23 protein-coding genes are annotated in these 23,101 nt (G+C 41.8%); 13 read left to right on the plus strand and 10 right to left on the minus strand.

Annotated features, from left to right (window positions below):
• Positions 1 to 24: 24 nt before the first annotated feature.
• Positions 25 to 333 carry a hypothetical protein gene (locus tag CD004_RS10820; protein ID WP_102262768.1) on the minus strand — a complete coding sequence of 103 codons (309 nt, stop codon included), beginning with the start codon at positions 331 to 333 and terminating at the stop codon, positions 25 to 27.
• Between the two features lie 153 nt (positions 334 to 486).
• Between CD004_RS10820 and CD004_RS10825 the strand changes: the two genes are divergently transcribed.
• The 3 genes from CD004_RS10825 to CD004_RS10835 all read left to right on the plus strand — a co-directional run bounded on the left by CD004_RS10825 (position 487) and on the right by CD004_RS10835 (position 2,994).
• Entirely contained in the window at positions 487 to 1,452 is a 966-nt protein-coding gene (locus CD004_RS10825) for an alpha/beta hydrolase (protein WP_102262769.1), read from the plus strand.
• A 9-nt stretch (positions 1,453 to 1,461) separates the two neighbouring features.
• Positions 1,462 to 2,334, plus strand: a complete 873-nt coding sequence (locus CD004_RS10830) for an MBL fold metallo-hydrolase (protein WP_102262770.1) — start codon at positions 1,462 to 1,464, stop codon at positions 2,332 to 2,334.
• Positions 2,335 to 2,541: 207 nt separating this feature from the next.
• The gene (locus CD004_RS10835; protein ID WP_102262771.1) at positions 2,542 to 2,994 is read left to right on the plus strand and encodes an SRPBCC family protein; all 453 of its coding nucleotides are present in this window, start codon (positions 2,542 to 2,544) and stop codon (positions 2,992 to 2,994) included.
• A 31-nt stretch (positions 2,995 to 3,025) separates the two neighbouring features.
• Here the strand turns inward: CD004_RS10835 and CD004_RS10840 are convergent, their stop codons facing one another.
• Positions 3,026 to 3,331, minus strand: a complete 306-nt coding sequence (locus CD004_RS10840; RefSeq protein WP_102262772.1) for a hypothetical protein — start codon at positions 3,329 to 3,331, stop codon at positions 3,026 to 3,028.
• Positions 3,332 to 3,458: 127 nt separating this feature from the next.
• On the opposite strand from CD004_RS10840, the gene CD004_RS10845 reads away from it, so the two are divergent.
• Positions 3,459 to 4,169 (plus strand): DUF2161 domain-containing phosphodiesterase, encoded by a 711-nt coding sequence (locus CD004_RS10845; RefSeq protein WP_102262773.1) that lies wholly within the window; start codon positions 3,459 to 3,461, stop codon positions 4,167 to 4,169.
• Between the two features lie 482 nt (positions 4,170 to 4,651).
• Here the strand turns inward: CD004_RS10845 and CD004_RS10850 are convergent, their stop codons facing one another.
• Entirely contained in the window at positions 4,652 to 5,521 is an 870-nt protein-coding gene (locus CD004_RS10850) for a TetR/AcrR family transcriptional regulator (RefSeq protein WP_102262774.1), read from the minus strand.
• A gap of 182 nt (positions 5,522 to 5,703) precedes the next feature.
• Between CD004_RS10850 and CD004_RS10855 the strand changes: the two genes are divergently transcribed.
• The 4 genes from CD004_RS10855 to CD004_RS23785 all read left to right on the plus strand — a co-directional run bounded on the left by CD004_RS10855 (position 5,704) and on the right by CD004_RS23785 (position 9,074).
• The gene (locus CD004_RS10855; protein ID WP_102262775.1) at positions 5,704 to 7,242 is read left to right on the plus strand and encodes a DHA2 family efflux MFS transporter permease subunit; all 1,539 of its coding nucleotides are present in this window, start codon (positions 5,704 to 5,706) and stop codon (positions 7,240 to 7,242) included.
• 75 nt (positions 7,243 to 7,317) lie between these two features.
• The gene (locus CD004_RS10860) at positions 7,318 to 7,656 is read left to right on the plus strand and encodes a nuclear transport factor 2 family protein (RefSeq protein ID WP_102262776.1); all 339 of its coding nucleotides are present in this window, start codon (positions 7,318 to 7,320) and stop codon (positions 7,654 to 7,656) included.
• A gap of 201 nt (positions 7,657 to 7,857) precedes the next feature.
• Positions 7,858 to 8,862 carry a DUF3231 family protein gene (locus tag CD004_RS10865; protein WP_102265071.1) on the plus strand — a complete coding sequence of 335 codons (1,005 nt, stop codon included), beginning with the start codon at positions 7,858 to 7,860 and terminating at the stop codon, positions 8,860 to 8,862.
• A 62-nt stretch (positions 8,863 to 8,924) separates the two neighbouring features.
• Complete coding sequence (locus CD004_RS23785; protein WP_158651539.1) at positions 8,925 to 9,074, plus strand: hypothetical protein; 150 nt, start codon at positions 8,925 to 8,927, stop codon at positions 9,072 to 9,074.
• Positions 9,075 to 9,098: 24 nt separating this feature from the next.
• Here the strand turns inward: CD004_RS23785 and CD004_RS10870 are convergent, their stop codons facing one another.
• Positions 9,099 to 9,935 carry a GDSL-type esterase/lipase family protein gene (locus tag CD004_RS10870; RefSeq protein ID WP_102262777.1) on the minus strand — a complete coding sequence of 279 codons (837 nt, stop codon included), beginning with the start codon at positions 9,933 to 9,935 and terminating at the stop codon, positions 9,099 to 9,101.
• Between the two features lie 172 nt (positions 9,936 to 10,107).
• Here CD004_RS10870 and CD004_RS10875 point away from each other — a divergent pair, with 172 nt between their 5' ends.
• Both CD004_RS10875 and CD004_RS10880 read left to right on the plus strand, forming a co-directional pair.
• Positions 10,108 to 11,475 carry an MATE family efflux transporter gene (locus tag CD004_RS10875; RefSeq protein WP_102262778.1) on the plus strand — a complete coding sequence of 456 codons (1,368 nt, stop codon included), beginning with the start codon at positions 10,108 to 10,110 and terminating at the stop codon, positions 11,473 to 11,475.
• Between the two features lie 187 nt (positions 11,476 to 11,662).
• On the plus strand, positions 11,663 to 12,196 hold the full coding sequence (locus tag CD004_RS10880; RefSeq protein WP_233434992.1) for a DUF1572 family protein: 534 nt from the start codon (positions 11,663 to 11,665) through the stop codon (positions 12,194 to 12,196).
• A 20-nt stretch (positions 12,197 to 12,216) separates the two neighbouring features.
• On the opposite strand, the gene CD004_RS10885 is transcribed toward CD004_RS10880, so the two are convergent.
• Positions 12,217 to 12,648, minus strand: coding sequence for a DUF4395 domain-containing protein (locus tag CD004_RS10885; protein WP_102262780.1), 432 nt, complete (start codon positions 12,646 to 12,648; stop codon positions 12,217 to 12,219).
• A 173-nt stretch (positions 12,649 to 12,821) separates the two neighbouring features.
• Here CD004_RS10885 and CD004_RS10890 point away from each other — a divergent pair, with 173 nt between their 5' ends.
• The 3 genes from CD004_RS10890 to CD004_RS10895 all read left to right on the plus strand — a co-directional run bounded on the left by CD004_RS10890 (position 12,822) and on the right by CD004_RS10895 (position 14,490).
• Positions 12,822 to 13,838 carry a VanW family protein gene (locus tag CD004_RS10890; protein ID WP_102262781.1) on the plus strand — a complete coding sequence of 339 codons (1,017 nt, stop codon included), beginning with the start codon at positions 12,822 to 12,824 and terminating at the stop codon, positions 13,836 to 13,838.
• Positions 13,839 to 13,948: 110 nt separating this feature from the next.
• Positions 13,949 to 14,104 carry a hypothetical protein gene (locus CD004_RS23790; protein ID WP_158651540.1) on the plus strand — a complete coding sequence of 52 codons (156 nt, stop codon included), beginning with the start codon at positions 13,949 to 13,951 and terminating at the stop codon, positions 14,102 to 14,104.
• A gap of 35 nt (positions 14,105 to 14,139) precedes the next feature.
• Positions 14,140 to 14,490: a hypothetical protein gene (locus CD004_RS10895; RefSeq protein ID WP_102262782.1), complete on the plus strand. Its 351-nt coding sequence runs from the start codon at positions 14,140 to 14,142 to the stop codon at positions 14,488 to 14,490.
• A gap of 20 nt (positions 14,491 to 14,510) precedes the next feature.
• Here CD004_RS10895 and CD004_RS10900 read toward each other — a convergent pair whose 3' ends face one another.
• The 5 genes from CD004_RS10900 to CD004_RS10920 form a co-directional block, all read right to left on the minus strand.
• Positions 14,511 to 14,729 (minus strand): hypothetical protein, encoded by a 219-nt coding sequence (locus tag CD004_RS10900; protein ID WP_102262783.1) that lies wholly within the window; start codon positions 14,727 to 14,729, stop codon positions 14,511 to 14,513.
• A gap of 625 nt (positions 14,730 to 15,354) precedes the next feature.
• A complete protein-coding gene (gene metH / locus CD004_RS10905; RefSeq protein ID WP_102262784.1) occupies positions 15,355 to 18,807 on the minus strand; it encodes a methionine synthase in 3,453 nt (1,150 codons plus the stop codon).
• Entirely contained in the window at positions 18,788 to 20,650 is a 1,863-nt protein-coding gene (locus CD004_RS10910; RefSeq protein ID WP_102262785.1) for a bifunctional homocysteine S-methyltransferase/methylenetetrahydrofolate reductase, read from the minus strand. The genes metH and CD004_RS10910 overlap by 20 nt, the downstream gene beginning before the upstream one ends.
• Positions 20,650 to 21,831, minus strand: a complete 1,182-nt coding sequence (gene metC, locus CD004_RS10915; RefSeq protein ID WP_102262786.1) for a cystathionine beta-lyase — start codon at positions 21,829 to 21,831, stop codon at positions 20,650 to 20,652. Before metC ends, CD004_RS10910 begins: the two co-directional genes overlap by 1 nt.
• Entirely contained in the window at positions 21,828 to 22,943 is a 1,116-nt protein-coding gene (locus CD004_RS10920) for a methionine biosynthesis PLP-dependent protein (protein ID WP_102262787.1), read from the minus strand. The genes metC and CD004_RS10920 overlap by 4 nt, the downstream gene beginning before the upstream one ends.
• Positions 22,944 to 23,101 lie beyond the last annotated feature (158 nt).

The following is a 23,101-nucleotide window of genomic DNA, read 5'->3' on the forward strand; positions in this document are numbered from 1 at the left end:
CACGAAAAATCCGTGCACCTGGTCTTATCTAATGCGATTATTCATTGCCCGTTCTGGCAATGGCCGCTCAATATCCTTATTTTTAGTTGTTTCTACTGCGGGGTTCTCTGTTGGGTCATCCTCGTAATCCTTAAATGCAGGTTCGCCCATATCAAGCTCACCTGGACTGAAAGCATTTGTTGGATATTCCTCAGTGGTTTTCTTTTCGACGTTATAGCCTGAAATGGAACTGTTGACTGGATTCTCTTTTTCATTCTTTATCTGTTCCATCGAATCAATAGCTTCTTGTTCGGTCTTATATGAATTAAGGATATGTTTTTTCTCATTATCCATTTCGATCAGCCTCCTATCGGTTTTATTTGTATATACCCTTGAAATGGCCAATACTAACTTTTCCAACTTCCCGATAAGTGGTCTTTTTTTTCTCTCTTTCTGGTAAACTATTTTTAAAAAGAAAATGAACTAGAGAAAAAGGGGAATCTGGTTGTGAAGAAAAAGATAATATGGGTAGGGAGCAGTACGATCCTTGCGATTTGCATCGTCTTGATCGCTGCAGGTAATTACTTTTATAATGTCGCCATAAATCGAAGCCAGGAATCTGTGGATCTGCATGGCGGCGGTGAAAGTGTCACAGCAGCGAAACTGCTAAGTGAAGAAGAGGAGCAGGAGAAGCTGGAGGAAATTACAGCCTGGACAAAAAAACAAAACTTCGAAATGGTTGAAATAAAATCGGAAGATGGCCTTAAACTTAAGGCTCGGTTCTTAAAAAATGATCAGCCCTCCGGTAAAGCTGTTATCCTTGCACATGGATATAAAGGAAATAGCGAGCAAATGCCAGGAATCACGAAGTTTTACTATGAGCAGGGGTATGATATTCTTAAACCTGATGCAAGAGGGCACGGCCTTAGCGAAGGTGACTACATTGGCTATGGCTGGCATGATCGCAAGGATTATGTCCAGTGGTCAGAATTCTTAGCTGAAAAAGCTGGAGCTGATGATATTTTCCTGCACGGCTTTTCCATGGGTGCTGCGACTGTACTGATGGCGAGCGGGGAGAAACTTCCTGAGCAGGTTAAGGGGATTATCGCTGACAGCGGGTATACAACGGTTCTTGAGGAACTAAGCCACCAATTGAAATACCTGTATAATCTTCCTGCATTTCCGGTCATGCAGGTTACAAGTGTGATCACAAATTTGCGGGCAGGTTACACATTCGCCGAAGCCTCGGCCATTGAGAGTGTCGCAAAAAATAAACTTCCATTACTCATCATTCACGGTGATCAGGATGCTTTAGTCCCGACTGAAATGGGAAATCGAATTTTCGAAAAAGCGAACAGTGATAAAGAGCTTTGGATTGTACCAGGCGCTGGCCATACGGAAGCATATACAATCGCAGAGCAAGAGTATCAAGAAAAATTAAAGGCATTCTGGAAAAAAGCCACAGGGAAATAGGTGAATCAAATGCAATCAATCGAAAGAATAGGGAAGCGTTTTTGGTATATGACGCCTGTTTCCGAAACAGACAGGCCAATACTCGGTATGGTTACAGGCAATCAAAAAAATCTGATGATTGACGCTGGAAACTCTGAGGCACACGCCAATCTTTTCATAGATATGTTAAAAGAAAAAGGCGTATCGGATCCCTCTTATGTTATATTGACACACTGGCATTGGGACCACATTTTTGGCCTATCTGCGCTTAATAATACCGTTTCAATCTCTTCAAAGAAAACAAGGAATGAGATTGGAAAGCTGCTCCCACTATCCTGGTCAAATGAGGCACTAGATCAAAGGGTAGCAGAAGGAACAGAAATTGAATTTTGCGCGAATGCGATAAAACAAGAGTTTCCGGATAACCGGGACATTACAATTACCCTGCCTGAGATGACCTTTGAAGATGAAATCGAAATCGATCTTGGCGGGATTACGTGCATCATCAAGCATGTGGGCGGAGACCACGCTGAAGATTCGGTCGTCGTTTATGTCAAAGAGGAAAAAATATTGTTCCTGGCTGACAGCATTTATCCCGATATTTTTTCGGTGAAAGACAATTATTCTGTCGAGGGAACGAGAGACTTACTGAGAAAAATTGAAGCCTTTGATGCGGACACATATATTCTGTCTCATTCTGGCATAATTTCAAAAGAAGAGTTCAATCACGAAGCGAATCTTCTAAGATCGATCGCTGATCTCACTGAAAAACATCGTGGAGATTCAAAATTGATGATAGAGGATTTCAGTAAAAAGATAAACAGAGACCCTACAGAAGAAGAACTTGAAACAATAGTATACTTCGTCAATGGATTTGAAATGTCATCAAACACACCGAACTAGGTGTGTTTTTAATTTTACAAGGGAAAATACAATATAAATCTGTGATTGATCTTTTTTCAGGTGGTCTTATATCTCCGAAAGGACTACCCATGCATCTGTTTTCTAATTATCCATTTTAAGGGCGGCAGGAGTTTATTTAAAGAAGTATAAATCCGTCTGTAAAACATATAACTCTTAAAGGATATTTTCAACAAAGGAGGAGAGCTCATGCCAGAAGGAAAGCACGATATCATTATTGATGTTCCAATCGAACAGGTCTGGGATTTCGTAAAAGACATGGACAACTGGGCACCATTATTGCCTGGTTATATCAGTCATGAAAAGCTGAATGAAAAGCAGTCTAACTGGACCTTCAAGGAAACGGTCGGTGTATTGAAGAAGAAAATCAGTTTACAGGTTACCATTAAAGAATGGACTGAGCCGACTAGAGTGACCTTTGATCTAAAGGGAATTAATGAAAATCTGACTGGAAATGGCTATTTTAATGCGAAAAACCTAGGGCAAAATCAGACAAAGATGACTGGTTACCTGGAAATGACGGCAGAAGGTGCCCTTGCACCAGTCATGAATGCTGTAATGAAATCTTCACTCCCGAAAAGCGGCCAAGAGCTTACGGAAGCAATCGCCAAGAAACTTGAGCAAAGAAAAGCAATTCGATAAAAATTGCAGGGAGCCCGCAACAGCTGGCTCCCTAGTCTATTTTCTCGATTTTTACAGGTCCATCAATCCGGCCACTTTTGTCAAAATACAGAATTACAGCATCACCATTTTCGATATTTTGGGAGGCTTTCACTTTTTCTTTTTTAAAATAAATGCTCTTCCCATCTGAACTTTCTCCATAATACCCAGAACTGTCAACCTTATTGATCGTGTATTCTTCTGTAAAATAATGTGTTTCAACCTCATTGGAAACTTGTCGCGCTTCGTCCATTTCAAACTTCAGGAACACCATCAATCCGTGAAGAAGAGTCAATAAAAACAGCATTAATACCCTCATTTGTGTATCCTCCACTGCATAATCCGTAAACATTATATGTCGCTTGCTTGTCTAAATGACTTAGTGCATTGAAAAAGTTTGCTATAATGATAGGAAAAACCGCAGGAAAGACAGAAGGGTTTAACACATGACGAAAATTTACGAAGCCGATTTATATGAGCCACTCCGAAAGCATTTTATAAAACAAGGGTATCGTGTTAATGGCGAGGTACACGATTGCGATTTAACGGCTGTCAAGGATGAGGAACTCATAATCGTCGAATTAAAACTGAATCTGAATATTGACCTTTTGCTTCAGGCAACGAGAAGGCAGCGCCTGACTGATCTCGTATATATCGCAATTCCGAAACCAAAGCGGATATCAAGGAAACGCTGGAATGATATCATCCAATTAGTAAAAAGGCTGGAATTGGGACTAATAATAGTATCATTTTCTGGTAATCGGAAAAGTGTCGAAATCAAGGTTCACCCGGAACCATATAAGCGCATGACAAGCAAAAATACGAGGAAGAAAACAGCATTGATTAAAGAAATAGAAGGAAGAAGCGCTGATTACAATATCGGCGGCAGCAACAAAACCAAGATCATGACTGCCTACAAAGAAAATTGCATCCAAATCGCCTGTTACCTTGAGAAACTCGGACAAATGTCACCGAAAGCGCTCGTTGCTCTCGGAACAGGAGATAAAACGCCCTTGATCCTACAGAAAAACTATTACAAATGGTTTGAAAGAGTGGAGAGAGGCATTTATGTCATCACAGAACAAGGAAAGAAAGAGCTTGAAGAATATCCTAAGCTCGTGGAATATTATTTAGGCGGGCTGAAAACGGAAGATTGATTTTCAGTGCACGTTAAGCACCAAATAGCGGGAGGGAATGGGGTTACTGTCCACATTGTTTTTGACCTTATCTCTAGTTTGTTAGCTGGAAAAAAACACTCAAAATTTCCAGTTCGCCAATAAAATACAATTATCGCCAATAAACAGGTGTTTTTCGCCAATAAAAAATTATTTTCGCCAATAAAATTAAATTATCGCCAATAAACTTGTGAAAACCGCCAATAAAATTCTCTAAGCAATAAAATTCTAGATATTAATAAAGAAAATTGACCGAAAATTAAGCTGCTAATGTGACTTACTATCAAAAAGCAAATTAAGCCTACTTTTACATTGATAATTTACCGATAAACCGAGACAAAACCAAATTACAGTTACACATAAACACAATGAAGGGTTCGCCACTAGCATAGCCAACAAGATCTTCACCTTAAAATACAAAAAAAAACGGGGAGAAAACAAATAAACTGTTTTCTCCCCGTTTTTTATGCCTTCTCGAGTAAATTCTCGTCGATCAGTGCTTTTAATTCATCAAGCTCATTTTTATTGGCCGTGGACAATGATAATAGTACACTGTCAATCAGGAATTTTCTTGGGCTTGAAGAACGAAGAATTTCTTCTTCGATGAAATTAAGTTTTTTAAGATTATCAGTGTTATTGCAGTCCATTTTTTTCATACGGGAAATGACGGAAAGAAATTTGATCCTCCAGTCAAGCTCCTCAGTTTTAGCAACGGGAAGCCAATGATCCATTATTTCAGGTGGGACTAATTGTTCTCCAGATAGGGCGAGCTCATCAAGCATATTCAAAATTCGAGTGACACTATACCGAACAACAGGACGGATACTCGCTGCCTCACCATTCGCTTTTCTATGAAACCTGATGTTCTGGAGCAGGATGCCATTAAGCATAATGGAAGCATCGAGAAGGTAAGGCTGGCATATTTCCTCAGTTATATCCCCAAGACGATCGGAAAACCACCGCAATATCTTCATTTGCCCTACTTCGATAAACTGTTTCAGCTCTTTATCTCCTGAGAAAAAAACTTCTTCAAAAAGCGGAACGATCTTATTTTCCCGGTTTGCGGTCATTTGTAATTCGATTTGGCTTATAAAGATTTCCGGGTCAGCAGGATCGTAACCAATCAGCAATCCGTTTCGGTCAATCTCTATCTTCTTGAAGGTTGTTCTGAAAATATCCATGAGCAGTTGATTTTTGGAAGAAAAATAATTATAGAATGTTCCTTTTGATATTCCGCTGTATTCGAGGATATCTTGTATAGAGGTGGCCTGGAATCCTTTTTCTATGAAAAGCTGATGTGCTTTTTCAATAACCTGGCGTTTTCTGTCGTTCATTTCATCACCTTAACCTTTTTGTACCATTTGTATAAAAAAATACTACACTAAATTTTCGGACTTTACAAACCCCTTTATAACGGCTGTTTAAAAACATTGCAAAAATTGTACCGATGGTATATGCTAGTGTCTGTGCAATTACATTGTTTACAAATTTGTGAACAATATAGGGGGAAACTAGAATGGAACAAAATATGCAAACACCTGACAAACCGCCCTATGGAATATTGGCGGTATTAATTGTTGGAGCTTTTATTGCATTTTTAAATAATACATTGCTTAATATAGCTTTACCTTCCATAATGACTGACTTGAAGGTCGAGGCAACGACAGTACAGTGGCTGACAACTGGTTTCATGCTTGTCAGTGGTATAATGATTCCTCTCAGTGCGTATTTGATCCAAAAGTATTCTGTACGGAATTTATTTTTGACGGCGATGGGTTTATTCACATTGGGTACGGTCTTATCTGGAGCAGCACATGTGTTTCCGCTTTTATTAGCAGGGCGGATGATCCAGGCATCCGGTACAGCGATCATGATGCCACTATTGATGAATGTCATGCTTATAAGCTTCCCGATTGAAAAGCGTGGCACCGCAATGGGTGTATTCGGATTGGTGCTTATGTTCGCACCAGCAATAGGTCCGACACTTTCAGGCTGGCTAATTGAGCATTACGACTGGAGAATGCTTTTCCATTTTGTAACGCCAATCGCAGCCACGGTCTTGTTACTCGGGTTCTTCCTGTTAAAAGATAAAAAAGAGAAAGTGCATATGCGTCTGGACTTTATTTCATTATCACTATCGAGCGTTGGATTTGGCGGGCTACTGTACGGCTTCAGCTCTGCCGGTTCGAAGGGATGGGACAGTCCACATGTTTATCTAACATTAACGATCGGTGCAGTTTCACTTATCGGCTTTATCCTTCGTCAATTACGCCAGGATAATCCGATGCTTAACTTCCGGATCTATAAGTATCCAATGTTTGCATTATCATCAGTGATTTCGATGATTGTCACAATGGCGATGTTCTCTGGAATGCTTTTGCTGCCTATCTATGTGCAAACAATCCGGGGGATTTCTCCACTGGATGCAGGCTTGATGCTGCTGCCAGGCGCGATTGCCATGGCAATTATGTCACCGATTACCGGAAGATTATTTGATAAATTTGGCGGTCGTGCAATGGCGGTCATTGGCCTGATCATCACGCTTGTGACGAGCTACTATTTCAGCAAGCTTTCTATGGAAACAACTTATACTCAGCTAATCATCCTTTATACGGTTCGCATGTTCGGTATGTCGATGGTTAATATGCCTGTTAACACTAACGGCCTTAACCAATTGCCTGCTCGTTATTATCCGCACGGCACAGCAATGAACAATACAATGCAACAGGTTTCAGGTGCAATTGGAACAGCATTGCTGGTGACGGTTATGTCTATGCGGGCAGAAACCTATGGAAAAGAATTAGCTGCCTCAGCACTCAAAGAGGCTGCTGCTGCAGGTAAAGCTGTTACACCTGCTGTTCAAGCTGAAATGGAACAGCAGATAGCAATGCAAGCTATGCTTCACGGAATCAATGATGCTTTTTATGTGACAGTATTTCTTTCCTTCATCGCTTTAGTGCTCGCATTCTTTATCAAAAGGGCAACACAGGCAGAAGACACTATTGGAAAAAAAGCTCCAGCAACCCAACATTCTCATAAATTGGTTAATAACTAATTTCTCCCCCCTGGATGCCAGGGGGGTTTATATAAGAAGAGTTAACAAATTTCTATATAGAGGGGTGCATGTTTTATGGAGAGAATCTCAGAAATGCTCGCGCAAAAACAGCTCGACGCTTATAATAAACAAGATTTAGAAGCGTTTTTGTCAGTGTATAGTGAAGATGTAGTAATCATGGAATTTCCCAGCAACGAGGTGACCACCAGAGGTATAGATGAAATGCGTACCAGATATGGCAAGCTTTTTAAACAGCATCAAAATAACCATGCGGAACTTTTGGGCAGGATGGTTCATGGTAACAGGGTTGTTGATCATGAGCTCGTTACTGGCAGGGAAAATTCCGATCCAAAAAAAGCGGTTGCCATTTATGAAACGAAAGGCGAAAAGATCGTGAAAGTTTGGTTCTTATAACCATGTTAATAAAAGCCAGCACCTTATTTTTACAAGGTGCTGGCTTTTTCTATTCTTAGGCTCTTTTTGGAGTAACTTAGTTTGGATCGAAAATCAGGTAATATAACTGTAAAAGCTGTCCATAACCGGTGGGGTAATACCATTATATTTTCGTTACTAAGGGGGAATCTATCCTTAAATAAACAGAAGGGCTTGAAAGATATGACGCAACACGAAAACATCCAGTTGACATCAGCTGAATTAGCGGCGCTCCACCAAAATTACCTTGGAGATACAATGTCCGTCTGTGTACTTGGGCATTTTCTTGAGACAGTCGTGGACCAAGAGATCAAAACAGTGGTGGAGCATGCACTGGAAATAGCATTACAACATGTAGAAGACATCAAAGAAATATTTAACAAGGAAAATATTCCTGTACCCATCGGTTTTACGGTACAGGATGTAAACAAACATGCACCAAGGTTATTTTCAGATCCATTCTACTTAAGTTACATCAAGCATATGGCAAGAGGTGGACTGTCTATCTATGGATTCATTCAGCCCCACGCGTTCAGGAGTGATGTTTTATCTTTTTACTCGAAATGTTTGCATTCAGCAATTGAGTTGAATAATATAGCCACAGATTTGTTGCAAAAGAAAGGGTTAGCAGTCCGGCCCGCTTATATCCCTTATCCTGAAAAAAATGAGTTCGTTCAAAAACAATCCTTTTTATCAGGTTTTATGGGTGATAAACGGCCATTGACAGGGATGGAGATTACTCATCTGTACGCAAATATACAAACAAATAAATTAGGGGAAGCACTTGCAATTTGTTTTAGCCAGGTTGCCCAATCCAATAAGGTAAGAAAGTATTTTCTAAGGGGCAAAGAAATATCGGAAAAACACATCAATGTTTTTTCTGGATATCTGCGCGATGAGAATCTTCCTGTACCAATGACTTGGAATCATGAGGTATCAATATCCCAGGAAGCACCTTTCTCTGATAAATTAATGATGTTCCATTTTGGCCTAATGAATTTTTCTGGCAGCGGCAACTACGGAATGTCGGTGGCGGCCAGTCAAAGAAAGGATATTGCTGCAATCTATGGCCGTTTAAACGGAGAAATTTTACTATATGCTGAGGATGGTGCAAACATCATGATTGATGAAGGGTGGTTAGAACAGCCCCCACTAGCAGCAGACCGCAATGACTTGGCAAAAAAATAGCAAATTTATTTTCATCGGTATTAAAAACAGCAACTGGAAAGACAACGGAGGAGGTGAATATCGTGAAAAAAGATAAGATGGAAGGGGCATATGAGAGTGAAGTAGCTAAATTATTCGGACTGGATGAAGAAACGAGTCTGCAATCCGTCAATTTTGCCACAACTGAAAACCCCTTGTTAAATGAACATTTTCAGGAGGAAATGCAAAAATAAATAAAGCCAGGCTTATTGCCCAGCTTAATTTTGGCGGTTTGCCAGGACGGCATCCGCTTTATGCTGTTGTTGGAATTGCTGAAGCATCTGACTTGATATCGCTGTATTGCCAGACGGGTTTGGGTGCACTCCATCACTAGCCAGGAATTCTAAATTATCGCTGTTGATGACATTCGTAGTTTGTACCACTACGGAAGACGATGTACCTTTTGCAGCTTCGTAAATCATTAAATTCCACTTTGGAAGAAGTTTATCCGCAAGAGAGTAAAATTGATGATCAGCTGGCATCGGGTTATAAAGCTCAAGAAGGACGATAGTGGCTGAAGGATTCAACTCACCAATTTTTGAAGTGATCTCTGCAAGGTTTCGTGAAAATCCTTCTTGCAGACTTTCAAAGGATTTTAGCGCACTATAGATATCGCTTTTTTTGACTGCTTTAAGAATGTCATTGCCACCGACGTTAACTGTTATAAGGTCGGCCTCCTTGATCGCTTCGTCATACGCTCCATCCTGAACTAGCAAATTTAACCTCTCACTTGTTATCCCGATTACTCCTTCGTTTTGTGAAATAACTTGTTTGCCAGTTTCCACACCGAGTTGGGTGGAAAATTGACTGATGAAATTGTCTTCCTCTGGAATATGGTAACCACGTATGATTGAATCACCGAGTGCGAGATGGTTAATGGTACTGTCCGGAATTGTTCTGTAGTAATCTATATAAGTAAGCTTATTGGTTTTTTCAACAGAAGGCGCAGTTTCCTGCTTGATTTTATTGATTTGGTATTGGGGATAGTAAATCCATGCTGAAAATGACAGAACGGCAAGCAGTGACGAAAGCAGTAGAATTTTTATGATTTTCATGTTGATTCACTCCTCGATATACTTCTATTGTATCAAGGATTTTGAAGGAAATAATTAGGGGGGTATTTCCATTTTTCAAACAGTAATAATATTTAGTGATCCGAAAAAACTTCCATAATCGCAAAGATATTTTGTTATAATTATATAATTACTATATTCAAGGAGTACACAGATGTACCAGACTTTTTCGACAAAGGAAAAAATAAAACAGATTTTTGTCATGCTGATCCCTATCTTGATTACACAACTAGGGATGTTTTCAATGGTCTTTTTCAATACCATCATGTCAGGAAAATATAATTCTTCAGACCTTGCTGGTGTAGCCATCGGTTCATCGATTTGGAGCCCGGTCTTCACCGGACTCAGCGGGATACTCCTTGCTGTTTCACCAATTGCAGCCCAGCGATTTGGTGAAAAGAAGGGAAAAGAAGTATCATCTATTCTCACACATGGTATTTATTTAGCATTGATCATTGCAATACTTGTCATCATTTTAGGAATTTTTCTGCTCAATCCAATTTTAACGGCAATGAACCTGCCTGAGAGTGTACATGAAACGGCGTTCCGCTACCTGGCTGGATTAGGTTTTGGAATTATCCCATTGTTTATTTTTAACGTATTAAGATCATTCATATACGCACTCGGAAAAACTAGAGTGGTTATGTATATCCTCTTAATGTCGTTACCAATCAACTTTTTCTTGAACTATGTCCTGATTTTCGGTCATTGGGGTTTTCCTGAATTAGGGGGAGCAGGAGCTGGTTATGCAACGTCGATTACTTATTATCTAATTGCGGGCATGACAGCTGCTGTCATCATTAAGCAAAAGCCATTCTCGGATTTTGTCGGTTTAATATACTTCAAGGAATTTTCCGGTGAGAAAGTGAAGGAAATTCTCAAAATCGGTGTCCCTATGGGTTTATCGATCTTTTTTGAAACAAGCATGTTTGCTGTCGTCACGATTTTAATCAGTAAATTCAATATCACGACGATTGCTGCCTATCAATCAGCTTTAAATATAGTATCCTTCCTATATATGATTCCGATGAGCATCTCGATGGCGCAAACTGTTTTGGTCGGCTTTGAAGTTGGTGCCGGCCGTTATAATGATGCCAAAGCCTACAGCTGGATGGGAATTTATCTTGGTGCCATTATTGCAGTTGGAGCCGGATTGCTAGTCGTGCTCTTCCGTTATGAGGTGGCAGGATTTTATTCTAATGAACCAGCAGTAATCGCTTTAACCGGACAATTTTTGATATATGCCTTGTTTTTCATGATATCCGACGCAATCCAGGCCACTGCCCTCGCAGCATTGCGCGGTTATAAAGACGTGAATATATCCTTTATTATTACTTTGATCGCCTACTGGCTCATCTGCCTGCCGGTCGGCTACCTGCTGGCCCATAATACCGGACTTGGAGCTTCGGGATATTGGGTAGGGCTGACCATCGGTTTGCTTGCAGCAGGAATATCCTTATCACTAAGATTGATATTTATCCAAAAACGTCGTTATAACGGTAACTTGGCAGAGGTTGTATAAAAATGTGTGAGGTTCCTTATTAGGAATCTCACTTTTTTTTTGTCCATTATAATGATGAAATAACATTTATCCGATTATTCTCACGTAATTTAAAGGATGGTAAGTTAATATTTTTATCCTGATTATGGAAAATAATAGAAGGAATCCATTGTTTTTGGAGGAATATTACTATAGGGAGGTGTGGAAGATGAGTTATTTAAAGTTGGCTACTGAAGATTTCAAAAACATTAAAAATCAGGCAGAGAGAGCAATGGAGCAATTGAATCTGGATCAACTTCATTTTTCTCCAAGTGAAGAATCCAACAGTATCGCCATAATCGCAAAGCATATGAGCGGGAATCTTAAATCTAGATTCAGTGACTTTTTGACCTCTGATGGTGAAAAACCGGACCGCAATAGAGATGGAGAATTTGAGGGAACATTTGCCGCGTTGGAGGACTTGCTAACTCATTGGAATTCTGGCTGGACTGTGCTTTTTCAGACGCTTGCACAGTTAACGGAAAAGGACTTGGAACAAACAGTCTTAATTAGAAACGAACCGCACACTGCGATTGAAGCCATCCAGCGCCAAATTGTCCATCAAGCATCACATGCCGGCCAGATTGTCTATCTAGCGAAGATGATTAAAAATGAGGAATGGAATACACTCAGTATCCCAAAGGGTCAGTCCCAGCAATTCAACAAAAAAATGATGGAGATTTCAAAAAAAGAAGGGACCTGATAGTAAAATAGGGGTCCCTGTTAAGAGTTAGTTGCATGCTTCTTATGCTTATACTTAGATAAATGAAAACGAATGAAGCAGCCTATGCAAAATCCCAGAATTGCAATAAATGCGGCCAACGCTACCATCGTAGTTAATATATGTCCTAATGTTGTTAAGCCGCTTGCATAGGAAATGATTCCGCCTGCTAAGCAGACAACAGCGATTTTTTGATTGAACTGCTGTTGTTCCCAGTCTTCCGGAATATAATCTGACGGTTGTTTACGCAGTAAACGTCTTGCTATTCGCATTACCGGATTGAATCCGAACAGCAGTCCTGAAACTCCTGCGAACAGTGGCAAAGTCAAGATCCATTCAATACCTGTTAACCAGGTACTCAAAACACTTAAGACAATGAACCACTGATTTGTTCTAACCAGGGGCCGAGGAATTGAGTGAATCTCATTAGTCATATTAAATCCGACCTTTCTTATTGGTTTATATGTATTTTATCTTTTTTCCCCTAATATGTGAAGAATAAAGCAAAAAATTTTATTTGAAGTGAACTTTTTAAGAAATATGGAAAAGTATTCCTGAATATAATAGAATGCTGGTTTTAAATATATATAGAAATGATGGGGGAAACATGGGAAGAAATTTAAAGGTCATTTGTTTTTTGTTTTTTACGGCATTCATTGGATTAGCTGGCTGTTCACAACCAATTGCAGAGAAAGCAGAAAAGGAAAATAAGGTTATTGAACAGTATGACAAGGCAGGAAGTGAAGATGTGGAAAAAGAAAAGGAGGCAGATGAACAAGAAGAAAAAGAGGCTCAACCAATAGTAGTGAATGTAATTGAGCCAACCACTCAAGAAGTGATCAGGTCACTTACACCGGTTGAAATGGGTTACGGAAGTGATAATGAGAAGTTTAAAGCTGAATTGGAACAATGGGCTCATGAATTGGCTCGAGGAAATGATACGAAACCCGGTTACGATAAACGGATGATTCCGGATAAACTTGGTCCCGATGGCCGGGTGATAAAAGGGAGCCCTTTAATTATTTTGGAGGAAGCGGAGCTGGTTGAAAGCATCATCCATGCTTCAGAAAAAGGGGGGGACGTAGAGCTCCCGCTTTATATAACAGCAAGCGGATATGAACTCAATGATGCTGCACAGCTCGGCGAGGTTATTGTAGGAAAGTATACAACCTATTTTAATGCTGGGGTTGCGGGCAGAACAAAGAATATTGAGTTGTCAGCGGAAGCAATCAACAATGTCATCCTGGGAGTAGGGGATGTGTTTTCCTTTAATACAACTGTCGGGCCGAGTGATGAAGCCCATGGATATCAGCCTGCTGAGGAAATCGTCAACAAAAAGCTGGTCATGGGGATAGGAGGCGGCATCTGCCAGACTTCTTCTACATTATATAATGCTGTTGATGTTCTTGGTGTTGGTTATGTGGAGAAACATCATCATTCCCTTTCTGTAGGCTATGTTCCTGAAGGAAGGGACGCAACGGTTTCCTATGGAGGCAAGGATTTCAGGTTCGAAAACACAACAGGCGTACCACTTTTACTAAAAGCAATAGTAGGAAAAGGTTCTTTGACCGTAGAAGTGAGGACATCGAAGGAATACGAAGCACAAATGAAAAAAGGCATTTAACGGTCTTAAAACGATTCCGCCAAAAGACGTAGAAAGAATCAATCTGATGGTGAATGTTTCCATTAGTCAGTTCCCTTATTCTTAAATTAAGAACAAGGGAGGCGAATGATATGGAAATGAATTATTTAGCATTAGAATATATCTGGAATACAAGGAAAGAAGAAATGAAGCGGAAAGATGATTTTAGAGAAACATATAAACTTTATCAAGAATTTAAAAGGTTTAGCTGGAATAATGTCTTAAGGAGGGAGAATAGATCAAAGTAATAAAGTATTTACTGTATACAGCAGGTTTTATCATTTTGCTGATTGTTATTGGAAACCTTCAGCAAAGCTTTGAGAATATTGGAAGGGAGTCGTTTAGACTCTATCCATGGAGCAACCTTGCTGTTATATTGTATTTTCCTCTAGGGGTTTATCTGGGAGTACCAGGGTTAGTGAAGGAATATCAAAAGAATGGAAGCTGGAAGTTCAACTGGCTTAAAATTATTTTCATTAGCTTGCCGCTGATTTATTTTTCATTCTTCTGGTTCATTCCGGCTTCTTATCCGATACCAGATTTTATTGTAGGATCCCATTCAACGTTCAAACTGGCAATGCTTGCTTCAGGGATTGTTTTCATGAATAGCATCACAAAAGAAAACAGCGGCTGAAAATGGGCCGCTGTTTTGTATTAGGATGTCCGTCTCTTTTCATTTACATTGACCAACAAGCCGCGTTTGATCCAATAGTAAAAATTATCCACTGGAAAAACACTTCGATTCTCAGCGTTACTCATTTTTATGATGACGCTGCTATCTGAAACCTCTAAAACCTTCAATTTGTCTGAGTTGTACATATTCGGCAAAAAGCCATTACGTATTTCAAACTCCATATTATTTTGATAGTCCATAAAAAAACCTCCTGGATCTCTTCATGGAAATAATATTTACCAATAAGTGATGATTTATCCAATTAATAATCATAAAAACAAACAGGAGAAATTAGGAACGCCATAAGCAAAAGCAAGTGGGGGGAAATCCCTCTTGCTTTTGCTCTTTCTTTTGACAGCTTTTCACCGGTTGACGCCAAACTCGTCAGAAGTTGCTCTTTCTTTTGACAGCTTTTCACCGGTTGACGCCAATCTTCTCAGAAGTTGCTCTTTCTTTTGACAGCTTTTCACCGGTTGACGCCAATCTTCTCAGAAGTTGCTCTTTCTTTTGACAGCTTTTCACCGGTTGACGCCAATCTTCTCAGAAGTTGCTCTTTCTTTTGACAGCTTTTCTCCGGTTGACGCCAAACCTGTCAGAAATTGCTTTTTCTTTTGACAGCTTTTCACCGGTTGACGTCAAACCTGTCAAAAGTTGCTCTTTCTTTTGACAGCTTTTCTCTGGCTGACGCCAAACTTGTCAGAAGTTGCTCTTTCTTTTGACAGCTTTTCTCCGGCTGACGCAAAACCTGTCAGAAATTGCTCTTTCTTTTGACAGCTTTTCTCCGGTTGACGCAAAACTTGTCAAAAGCCTAAAATGTTCAATCTCCTAATTTTTCAACACGTTGAAATACCTGGCCTCTGGATGGGAGAAGACGATAGCAGTGACCGATGCCTCCGGTTCCATCATGAATCCGTCGGTCAAATTAATTCCGATGTCTTCTGGTTTGATCAAGTTGAAAAGCTTACGCTGATCTTCCAAATCCGGACATGCAGGGTATCCGAATGAAAAACGCTGTCCTTGATACTTGGCGGCGAAACGGTCTTTCATTGTCATATCCGGTGTGTCCGGGAAGCCCCATCGATCGCGGATTTGGCGGTGAATCAGTTCAGCGTAGCCTTCTGCACTTTCAAGGGCAAGTGCCTGGAGGGCATGGCTTTCCAGGAATCTCCCTTCTTTTTTTAGTTGTTCTGCTGCCTGGCGAATTCCTGCACCTGCTGTGACCGCGAACATTCCTACGTAGTCCTTTTGGCTATCACCAACAGAGCGGACGTAATCTGCAAGGCATAATCCAGGTGCAACCTCTTGTCTCGGAAAATCAAAGGTTTCGAGGATTTGATCTGGTTGTTCAGGATTAAAAATATTAAGTCTCTTTCCATCTGACTGGGCAGGGAAGAACTGATAAACGGCAGCAGGTTTGATCCAATCCTTTAACTTGGCTTCCTGTAAAAGGGATTGGACAACCTCCTGAAGCTTAACTGCCTTTTCATTACCTTCAGCAATCAAATTTTCTACCCTTCCCTTTAATCCAAGATGATGCCCCAATAGCATTTGCTGGTTAATATAAGGTTCAATATGGGACAGGGAGTATGATTTGACGAGATGCCTTTTCGTATCCTGAGGTATGAACACCGGAGCCTTTGCCGTCATTTTGGGACGCTCCAATACGGTTGTGGCAGATTTTTGTCCTGCTGGCGTGAAATCCGGTTTATTCATCGCAGCTTCTTGTTTTGCTTTTTGTTCAGCTAAAAACTGTTCACGACCATCCGTTTCGCGGAGTTGATTAGCGATGGACAGTCCGTTCATCGCATCTTTTGCATATAATACAAGCCCGTCATACTCCTTAGCAATCTTTGTATCTGTGAACTTCCTTGATAAAGCAGCGCCACCCACAAGAATTGGAATGTCTATCCCTGCTTGCTTCATATCATGAGCCGTCAGCACCATCTGCTGCGCTGATTTAACAAGCAGGCCAGATAGTCCGATGATGTCCGGATTTTCCTTTTTAATTGCCTCAATGAGGGCAGTTGGAGCTACTTTGATTCCCAGATCGACTACCTCATAACCATTATTGCTAAGGATGATATCCACCAGGTTTTTGCCGATATCATGGACATCGCCTTTCACAGTGGCGAGAAGAACCTTGCCCTTTGCAGCGGTTGTATCATTTTTCTCCATATGAGGCTCCAAATAAGAGACAGCAGCCTTCATGACTTCTGCACTCTGAAGAACCTCGGCTACGATTAACTGGTTATCATTGAACAGCCTGCCAACTTCCTTCATTCCATCCATCAATGGCCCGTTAATGATATCCAGTGGGGCAGGGTAGAGGTCCAGTGCCTTATCAAGGTCTGGCTGAAGGCCTTCTTTCGTACCCTCAACCACATAGTAGGACAGTCTTTCTTCTAGTGTCATATCAGGAAGGGTGCTTTTTGTTTCCTTCTTTTTATCACGGTAAAAATCAGTGAATTCCGCAAGTGTCTCATCTGTTGTATTGAATAACAGATCTTCAGCCATTTTGACTTCTTCAGGACTGATTGAAGCAAATCGCTCGAGCTTTTCCGTATTCACAATTGCATAGTCGAGACCTGCCTGGGTGCAGTGGTAAAGAAATACCGAATTCAATACTTCTCGGCCTACTGGAGGCAGGCCGAATGAAACATTGCTAATTCCAAGGATAGTTTGTGTTTCCGGGAGAGCTTCCTTGATCATTCTGATTCCATCAACAGTTGCTTTGGCTGAGCCAATGTATTGTTCATCCCCGGTGCCGACAGGGAAGACGAGCGGATCAAAAATTATGTCCTGTGCCGGTACTTTATATTTATTGACAAGCAAGTCGTACGATCGTTTGGCAATTTCTAATTTCCTCTCAGCGGAAACACCCATACCCTCTTCTTCAATTGTTCCAACAACTACAGCTGCACCATATTTGTGAATAAGGCCAGCAACCGACTCAAATCGTTCTTCACCATCTTCTAGATTGATGGAATTGATAATTGCCTTACCCTGGGAATAACTCAGTGCTTTTTCAATTACTACATCATCAGTTGAATCGATTACTAGGGGAGCCTTAACTTTTTTAACAACTTCTTTAATAAATGCTTCCATGTCATGAAGCTCATCTCTGTCGGGGTCCGCCAGGCAGATATCGATGACATGGGCTCCGTTTTTAACCTGGGCCCTTGCAATCTCAGCGGCTTCTTCTATTTTGCCCTCGGAAACCAGCCGCTTGAATTTTCGTGAACCGATTACGTTCGTCCGTTCACCAACCATGATAGGCCTTAGTGTTGGATCGTCATAGATGAATGGCTCGATCCCAGAAACCATATGCAGCTTGTTTTCTTCTGTTTGCCTCGGAAGTCGCTCCTGCATTTTTTCTGAAATCGCCTTTATATGTGCAGGTGTAGTTCCGCAGCAGCCTCCGACAATATTCAGCCAGCCTTCACGGGCAAAATCAGAAAGCTTCTGAGCAAGCGTATCAGGCGTCTCATGATATTGGCCTTCCTCATCGGGCAGACCAGCGTTAGGATAACAGCTGACTGCAGAAGATGAAAGGGAGGACAAAGAACGCAAATGCTCCTGCATGAATTCCGGACCGGTCGCGCAATTCAATCCAATCGCGATCGGATTCATATGCTGGACTGAAATGTAAAAGGCTTCGATCGATTGGCCGGCAAGTGTCGTGCCCATTGGTTCAATTGTGGCAGAGATCATGAGAGGAAGGTCTTTGCCACTTTTCTGAAATGCACGCTGGATTCCTGTATACGCAGCTTTTACATTCAGTAAATCCTGGCTTGTTTCGAGCAGCAGCAAATCAACGCTGCCATCGATCAGGCCAAGAGCCTGTTCTTCGTAGGAAGCAGACATTTCATCAAAGGTTGATCCTCCGGTCACGCTTAGTGTTTTGGTTGTCGGTCCCATGGAACCAGCTACAAAACGGGGCTGTGAGGGAGAGGATGCCTCGTCTGCCGCTTTTCTGGCAATAAGGGCTGCTTCCTTGTTGATTTCGTACGCTCTATGGCCCAAGCCGTATTCATCCAGCACCAGGCTAGTTGCACCAAAGGTATTTGTCTCAACGATATCTGCGCCAGCCTTAAAGTATTCACGGTGGATATTTTCAATCACATGAGGTACGGTCAGGTTCAGGATTTCGTTACAGCCTTCAAATTCTTCACCGCCAAAATCCTGCGGGGTCAGGTCTGCCTGCTGGAGCATCGTCCCCATCGCTCCGTCCATGATCAGGATCTTTTTTCTCATCTGCTCAGTTAACAAGGTTGACATTTTGTTTCCTCCTCATAAGACGGCTGCTGTATTCATTAGCGTAGCTCGATAACTCGACACTCATTTCATAATTCATAAAAGGTGTAATGATATAGATTCCGTTAAACAGTTCTGCTGCAGCCTCAATCAAACCTTTTGTAATCGCGATGCCTTCCTTTTTGGATTGCAGCGGTTCATTATTGAATTTCGCCATAATGTCGAGTATTTCCTGTGAAATCTTAATACCGGGCACCTCATTATGAAGGAATTCAGCATTCCTGCTGCTCGTAAGCGGCATCAGTCCGATATAAACAGGTGCTTCTATATGCTTTGTTGCTTCATGGACCTCCAGAAGCATTTTTTCAGAGTAAACCGGCTGTGTAATGAAATAATCTGCACCAGCCTTGATTTTCTTTTCCATCCTCATGACAGCCTTTTCGATGGAACGAACATTTGGGTTGAAGGCAGCGCCAATCGAGAAAGCACCTTTTTGACCTAAATCTTTTCCAGAATAGGAGAGACCTTGATTAAACTGCTTGATCATCTCGATTAACTCGAAGGACGAAACATCAAAAACTGACGACGCACCAGGAAAATCACCTACGCGAGCGGGGTCGCCTGTCACGGCTAACACATCATGCAGACCAAGTGTATGCAAACCCATCAAATGAGACTGTAGTCCAATGATGTTCCGGTCACGGCAAGTAAGATGCACAAGGGGGCGCAAACCGATCTTTTCCTTTACGAGATGTCCGATTGCACCATTTGATATTCTTGGAGAAGCAAGTGAATTATCTGCGAGGGTAAGGGCGTCAATACCTGTATCCTTTAGTGCTTTTGCTCCTTCAAAAAAACGAGTTGTATCAAGCTTTCGCGGTGAGTCAAGCTCCACGATCACTGACGGTCGTTCTTTCACCACTTGTTGAAGTGGAGCTAATGGCCTTTTTACTTCAGTGGGAGTGACAACAATTTTGGGCTTCTTCGTAGGGATTTTCCTGTCTAACACTGGTGGCAATCCCTTTAGCTCATCGGCAAATGCTTTAATATGTTCAGGAGTCGTTCCGCAACAGCCTCCAATCAGCCTGACTCCCTGGTCACGGAAGTTGTGGGCTGATTTGCCGAAATATTCAGGATTGCCTTCGTAGTGGAATTTCCCATCTGTGTACGCAGGCAAGCCGGCATTGGGATAGACTGACAGAAATGCCTTTGAAGGGAGCTCTAACTGCTCAAGACTTGAAATCATATGATGGGGACCAAGTCTGCAATTCAGACCCACAATATCTGCGCCGAGGTCTTCGAGTCTATTAAAAACCTCCTGAAGCGGGGTCTGATCCTGCATGATACCTATTTCCTGAAGGGATACCTGGGCTATGATTGGCAGGTCGGTCTCCTTTCTGGCAATCTCGAGCACCGTCTCGATTTCTTCCATATCATAAAATGTCTCTAGCAAAAGTCCGTCCACACCCTCAAGGAGAAGACAGTAGAGCTGCTCCCTGAAGCTTCTTTTGATTTCTTCAATCGGTATGGCAGAAGGCCTGATTCCACGGTTACCGCCAATCGTCCCTAGGACATAGGCATCGGTGTCTGCAGCTTGTCGGGCGAGTCTTACAGCTGCACTATTAATCTCTTTCACCTGATCCTCGAGTCCATATCTTTCAAGTTTTATATAATTGGCTGCATATGTGTTCGTCTGGATAAGGTCAGCACCCGCGTTTATATAGGCTTTATGGATCCGGATGATGTCCTCAGGATGTGAAATGTTCAACTCTTCAAAACAGGTACCAGCTCCATAAGAGTGGAGGAGAGTACCAATCGCTCCATCGGCGATTAAAATTTCTTTTTCCAGTCGTTTCAGGAAACTCATTAGACTTCCTCCTTTTGTGTTTCTTGTATTCCTATGAAATCCAAAGCTTGCTCAAAGTCCGCGATCAAATCATCGGCGCTTTCAAGCCCGACTGATAATCGAAGGAGACCATCAGAGATACCGCGCCTTTCCCGTTCATCCTGTGGCATGGCTGCATGTGACATTTTTGCCGGGTAGGAGAGGATGGATTCTACGGCTCCAAGGCTGACTGCAAATACAGGCAATTTTACTTTTTTTATAAATCTAGCTAAAACATCGGCATTTTCAAGTTCAAAGGATAGTACCGCTCCTGGTCCATATGCCTGCTGAATCTGCAGGTCTGACTGCGGATGATTTACAAGGCCAGGATAAAAGACATCCTTAATTAAAGGCTGATCTTTTAAAAATCCTGCTATTTTCTTGGCGCTTTCTTGAGATTGGTTCATTCTGACAGAAAGGGTCTTGATGCCTCTCATCACAAGCCATGCATCCTGAACTCCCAGGACAGCTCCAAAAGAGTTCTGCAGGGAGTATAGCTTTTTTGCCAGTTCTTCATCCTTCACAACGGCAAGACCCGCGACTGTATCACTATGACCTGACAAAAACTTTGTTGCACTGTGAAGGACAATATCCGCTCCCAATTCAAGCGGGCGCTGCAAGTAGGGAGTCATAAAGGTATTATCGACATAAGTAAGAGCACCATGTTTCTTTGCCAGTTCACTGATCGCCTGTATATCAGTTACTTTTAATAGCGGATTGGAAGGTGTTTCTGCATATAGCAAGGCAGTGTTTGGCCTAATCGCTTGCTTCACCGCGTCAAGGTCGGTCATTTCAACAAAAGTGTGCTCAATTCCAAAACGGTTCAATACCTGTGTAACCATCCGGTAAGTGCCGCCATAAACATCCTCGGTTACGACCACGTGATCTCCCTGTGAAAGAAGTAAAAATGCAGTTGAGATGGCAGCCATCCCAGAAGAAAAAGCAAAACCACGGACACCGCCCTCCATTTCGGCGATTATTTCCTCAAGTGCCTCTCTTGTAGGGTTAAGGCTCCGGCTATAATCATATTTTCCGAACTTGTCTGCGGAAGGCTGGTGGAATGTTGACGCGTGCTGAATCGGTACGCTGACACCACCGGTTGCAGGATCGAATTTATGCTTGTTATGGAGAAGCTGGGTTTCGAATGTATATTGCTGACTCATATTGCTTCTGCCTCCTGGAGTGCCTTTTGGAATGCATCGTCTAAATCATTTATAAGGTCAGCAACATTTTCGATTCCCACAGAGAATCGCAGAAGTCGGTCACACACACCTGTTTGTTCGCGTATTTCAACTGGTATATCAGCATGTGTCTGTGTGGCAGGGTAAGTAATGAAACTCTCAACACCACCAAGGCTTTCGGCAAAAGTAATAATGGAAAGACTCTTTAAAAATGGATTGACCATGGCAGGGGAGTGGACTCTGAAAGAGATCATCCCGCCTCTGCCGGGATAAAGGACATCCTTCACTGCATGATGGAGCTGTAGATAATCCACAAGCACCCTGGCATTTTGCTCGTGGCGTTCCATCCTTAATGCCAGAGTCTTCATCCCGCGGATGAGGAGCCAGGAATCGAATGGACTTAACACTGCACCGCCGCCATTATGATGAAGGAATAGAGAATCACATAACTGTTTCCCCCTGGCAACGATTAGTCCCGCAAGGACATCATTGTGACCTCCAAGATATTTTGTTGCACTGTGAATCACAATGTCAGCACCTAAAGTCAATGGTTTTTGCAGCAGGGGAGTGTAGAAGGTGTTATCAACAATCAGCAGAATACCGTTTTTTTTTGCGACTTTTGCGATTGCTTCAATATCAGCTTGCTCCATAAGCGGATTCGTCGGGGTTTCCACAAAAAGAGCCTTCGTCTTTTGCGTGATGGCCGATTTGATTTCATTTAGATCAGCCATGTCAGCATATGTACTTTTTAATCCCCACTTTTTGAAACCCTGTTCAAGAAGACGATAAGTCCCTCCATATAAATCCTTAGAGACAATCCATTCATCTCCGTGCTCGAATAATGAAAGAACGGTCCAAATCGCCGCCATTCCGGAGCTGCAGGCAAAGCCACGTTCACCCTCCTCAAGATCTGCAATTGCCTTTTCAAGTATTTCGCGAGTAGGGTTTCCCGTACGGACATAATCATAACCACTGGATTGCCCAATTCCTTCGTGGCGGTAGGCAGTCGTTAAATAGATTGGTGGATTGACCGCACCTGTCGAAGATTCACTCCTGTTGCCAATCTGTGCTAGCTTTGTATCGATTTCAGCCATATCACTCACTCCTCATGAAAGTAGTTAGACGGCAATTTTTGTTTTATGAATAAAGACGAGATCATCGACTTTTATAAAGACAATTACCGCAAAGCTCCAGAAATACGGTGCGGTTAGTCCCTAATAAAACAAAAAAGCCTTCTTAAGAAGAAGACTTT

The sequence above is a fragment of the Mesobacillus jeotgali genome (assembly GCF_002874535.1).
GTDB classification, from domain to species: Bacteria; Bacillota; Bacilli; order Bacillales; family Cytobacillaceae; genus Mesobacillus; species Mesobacillus jeotgali.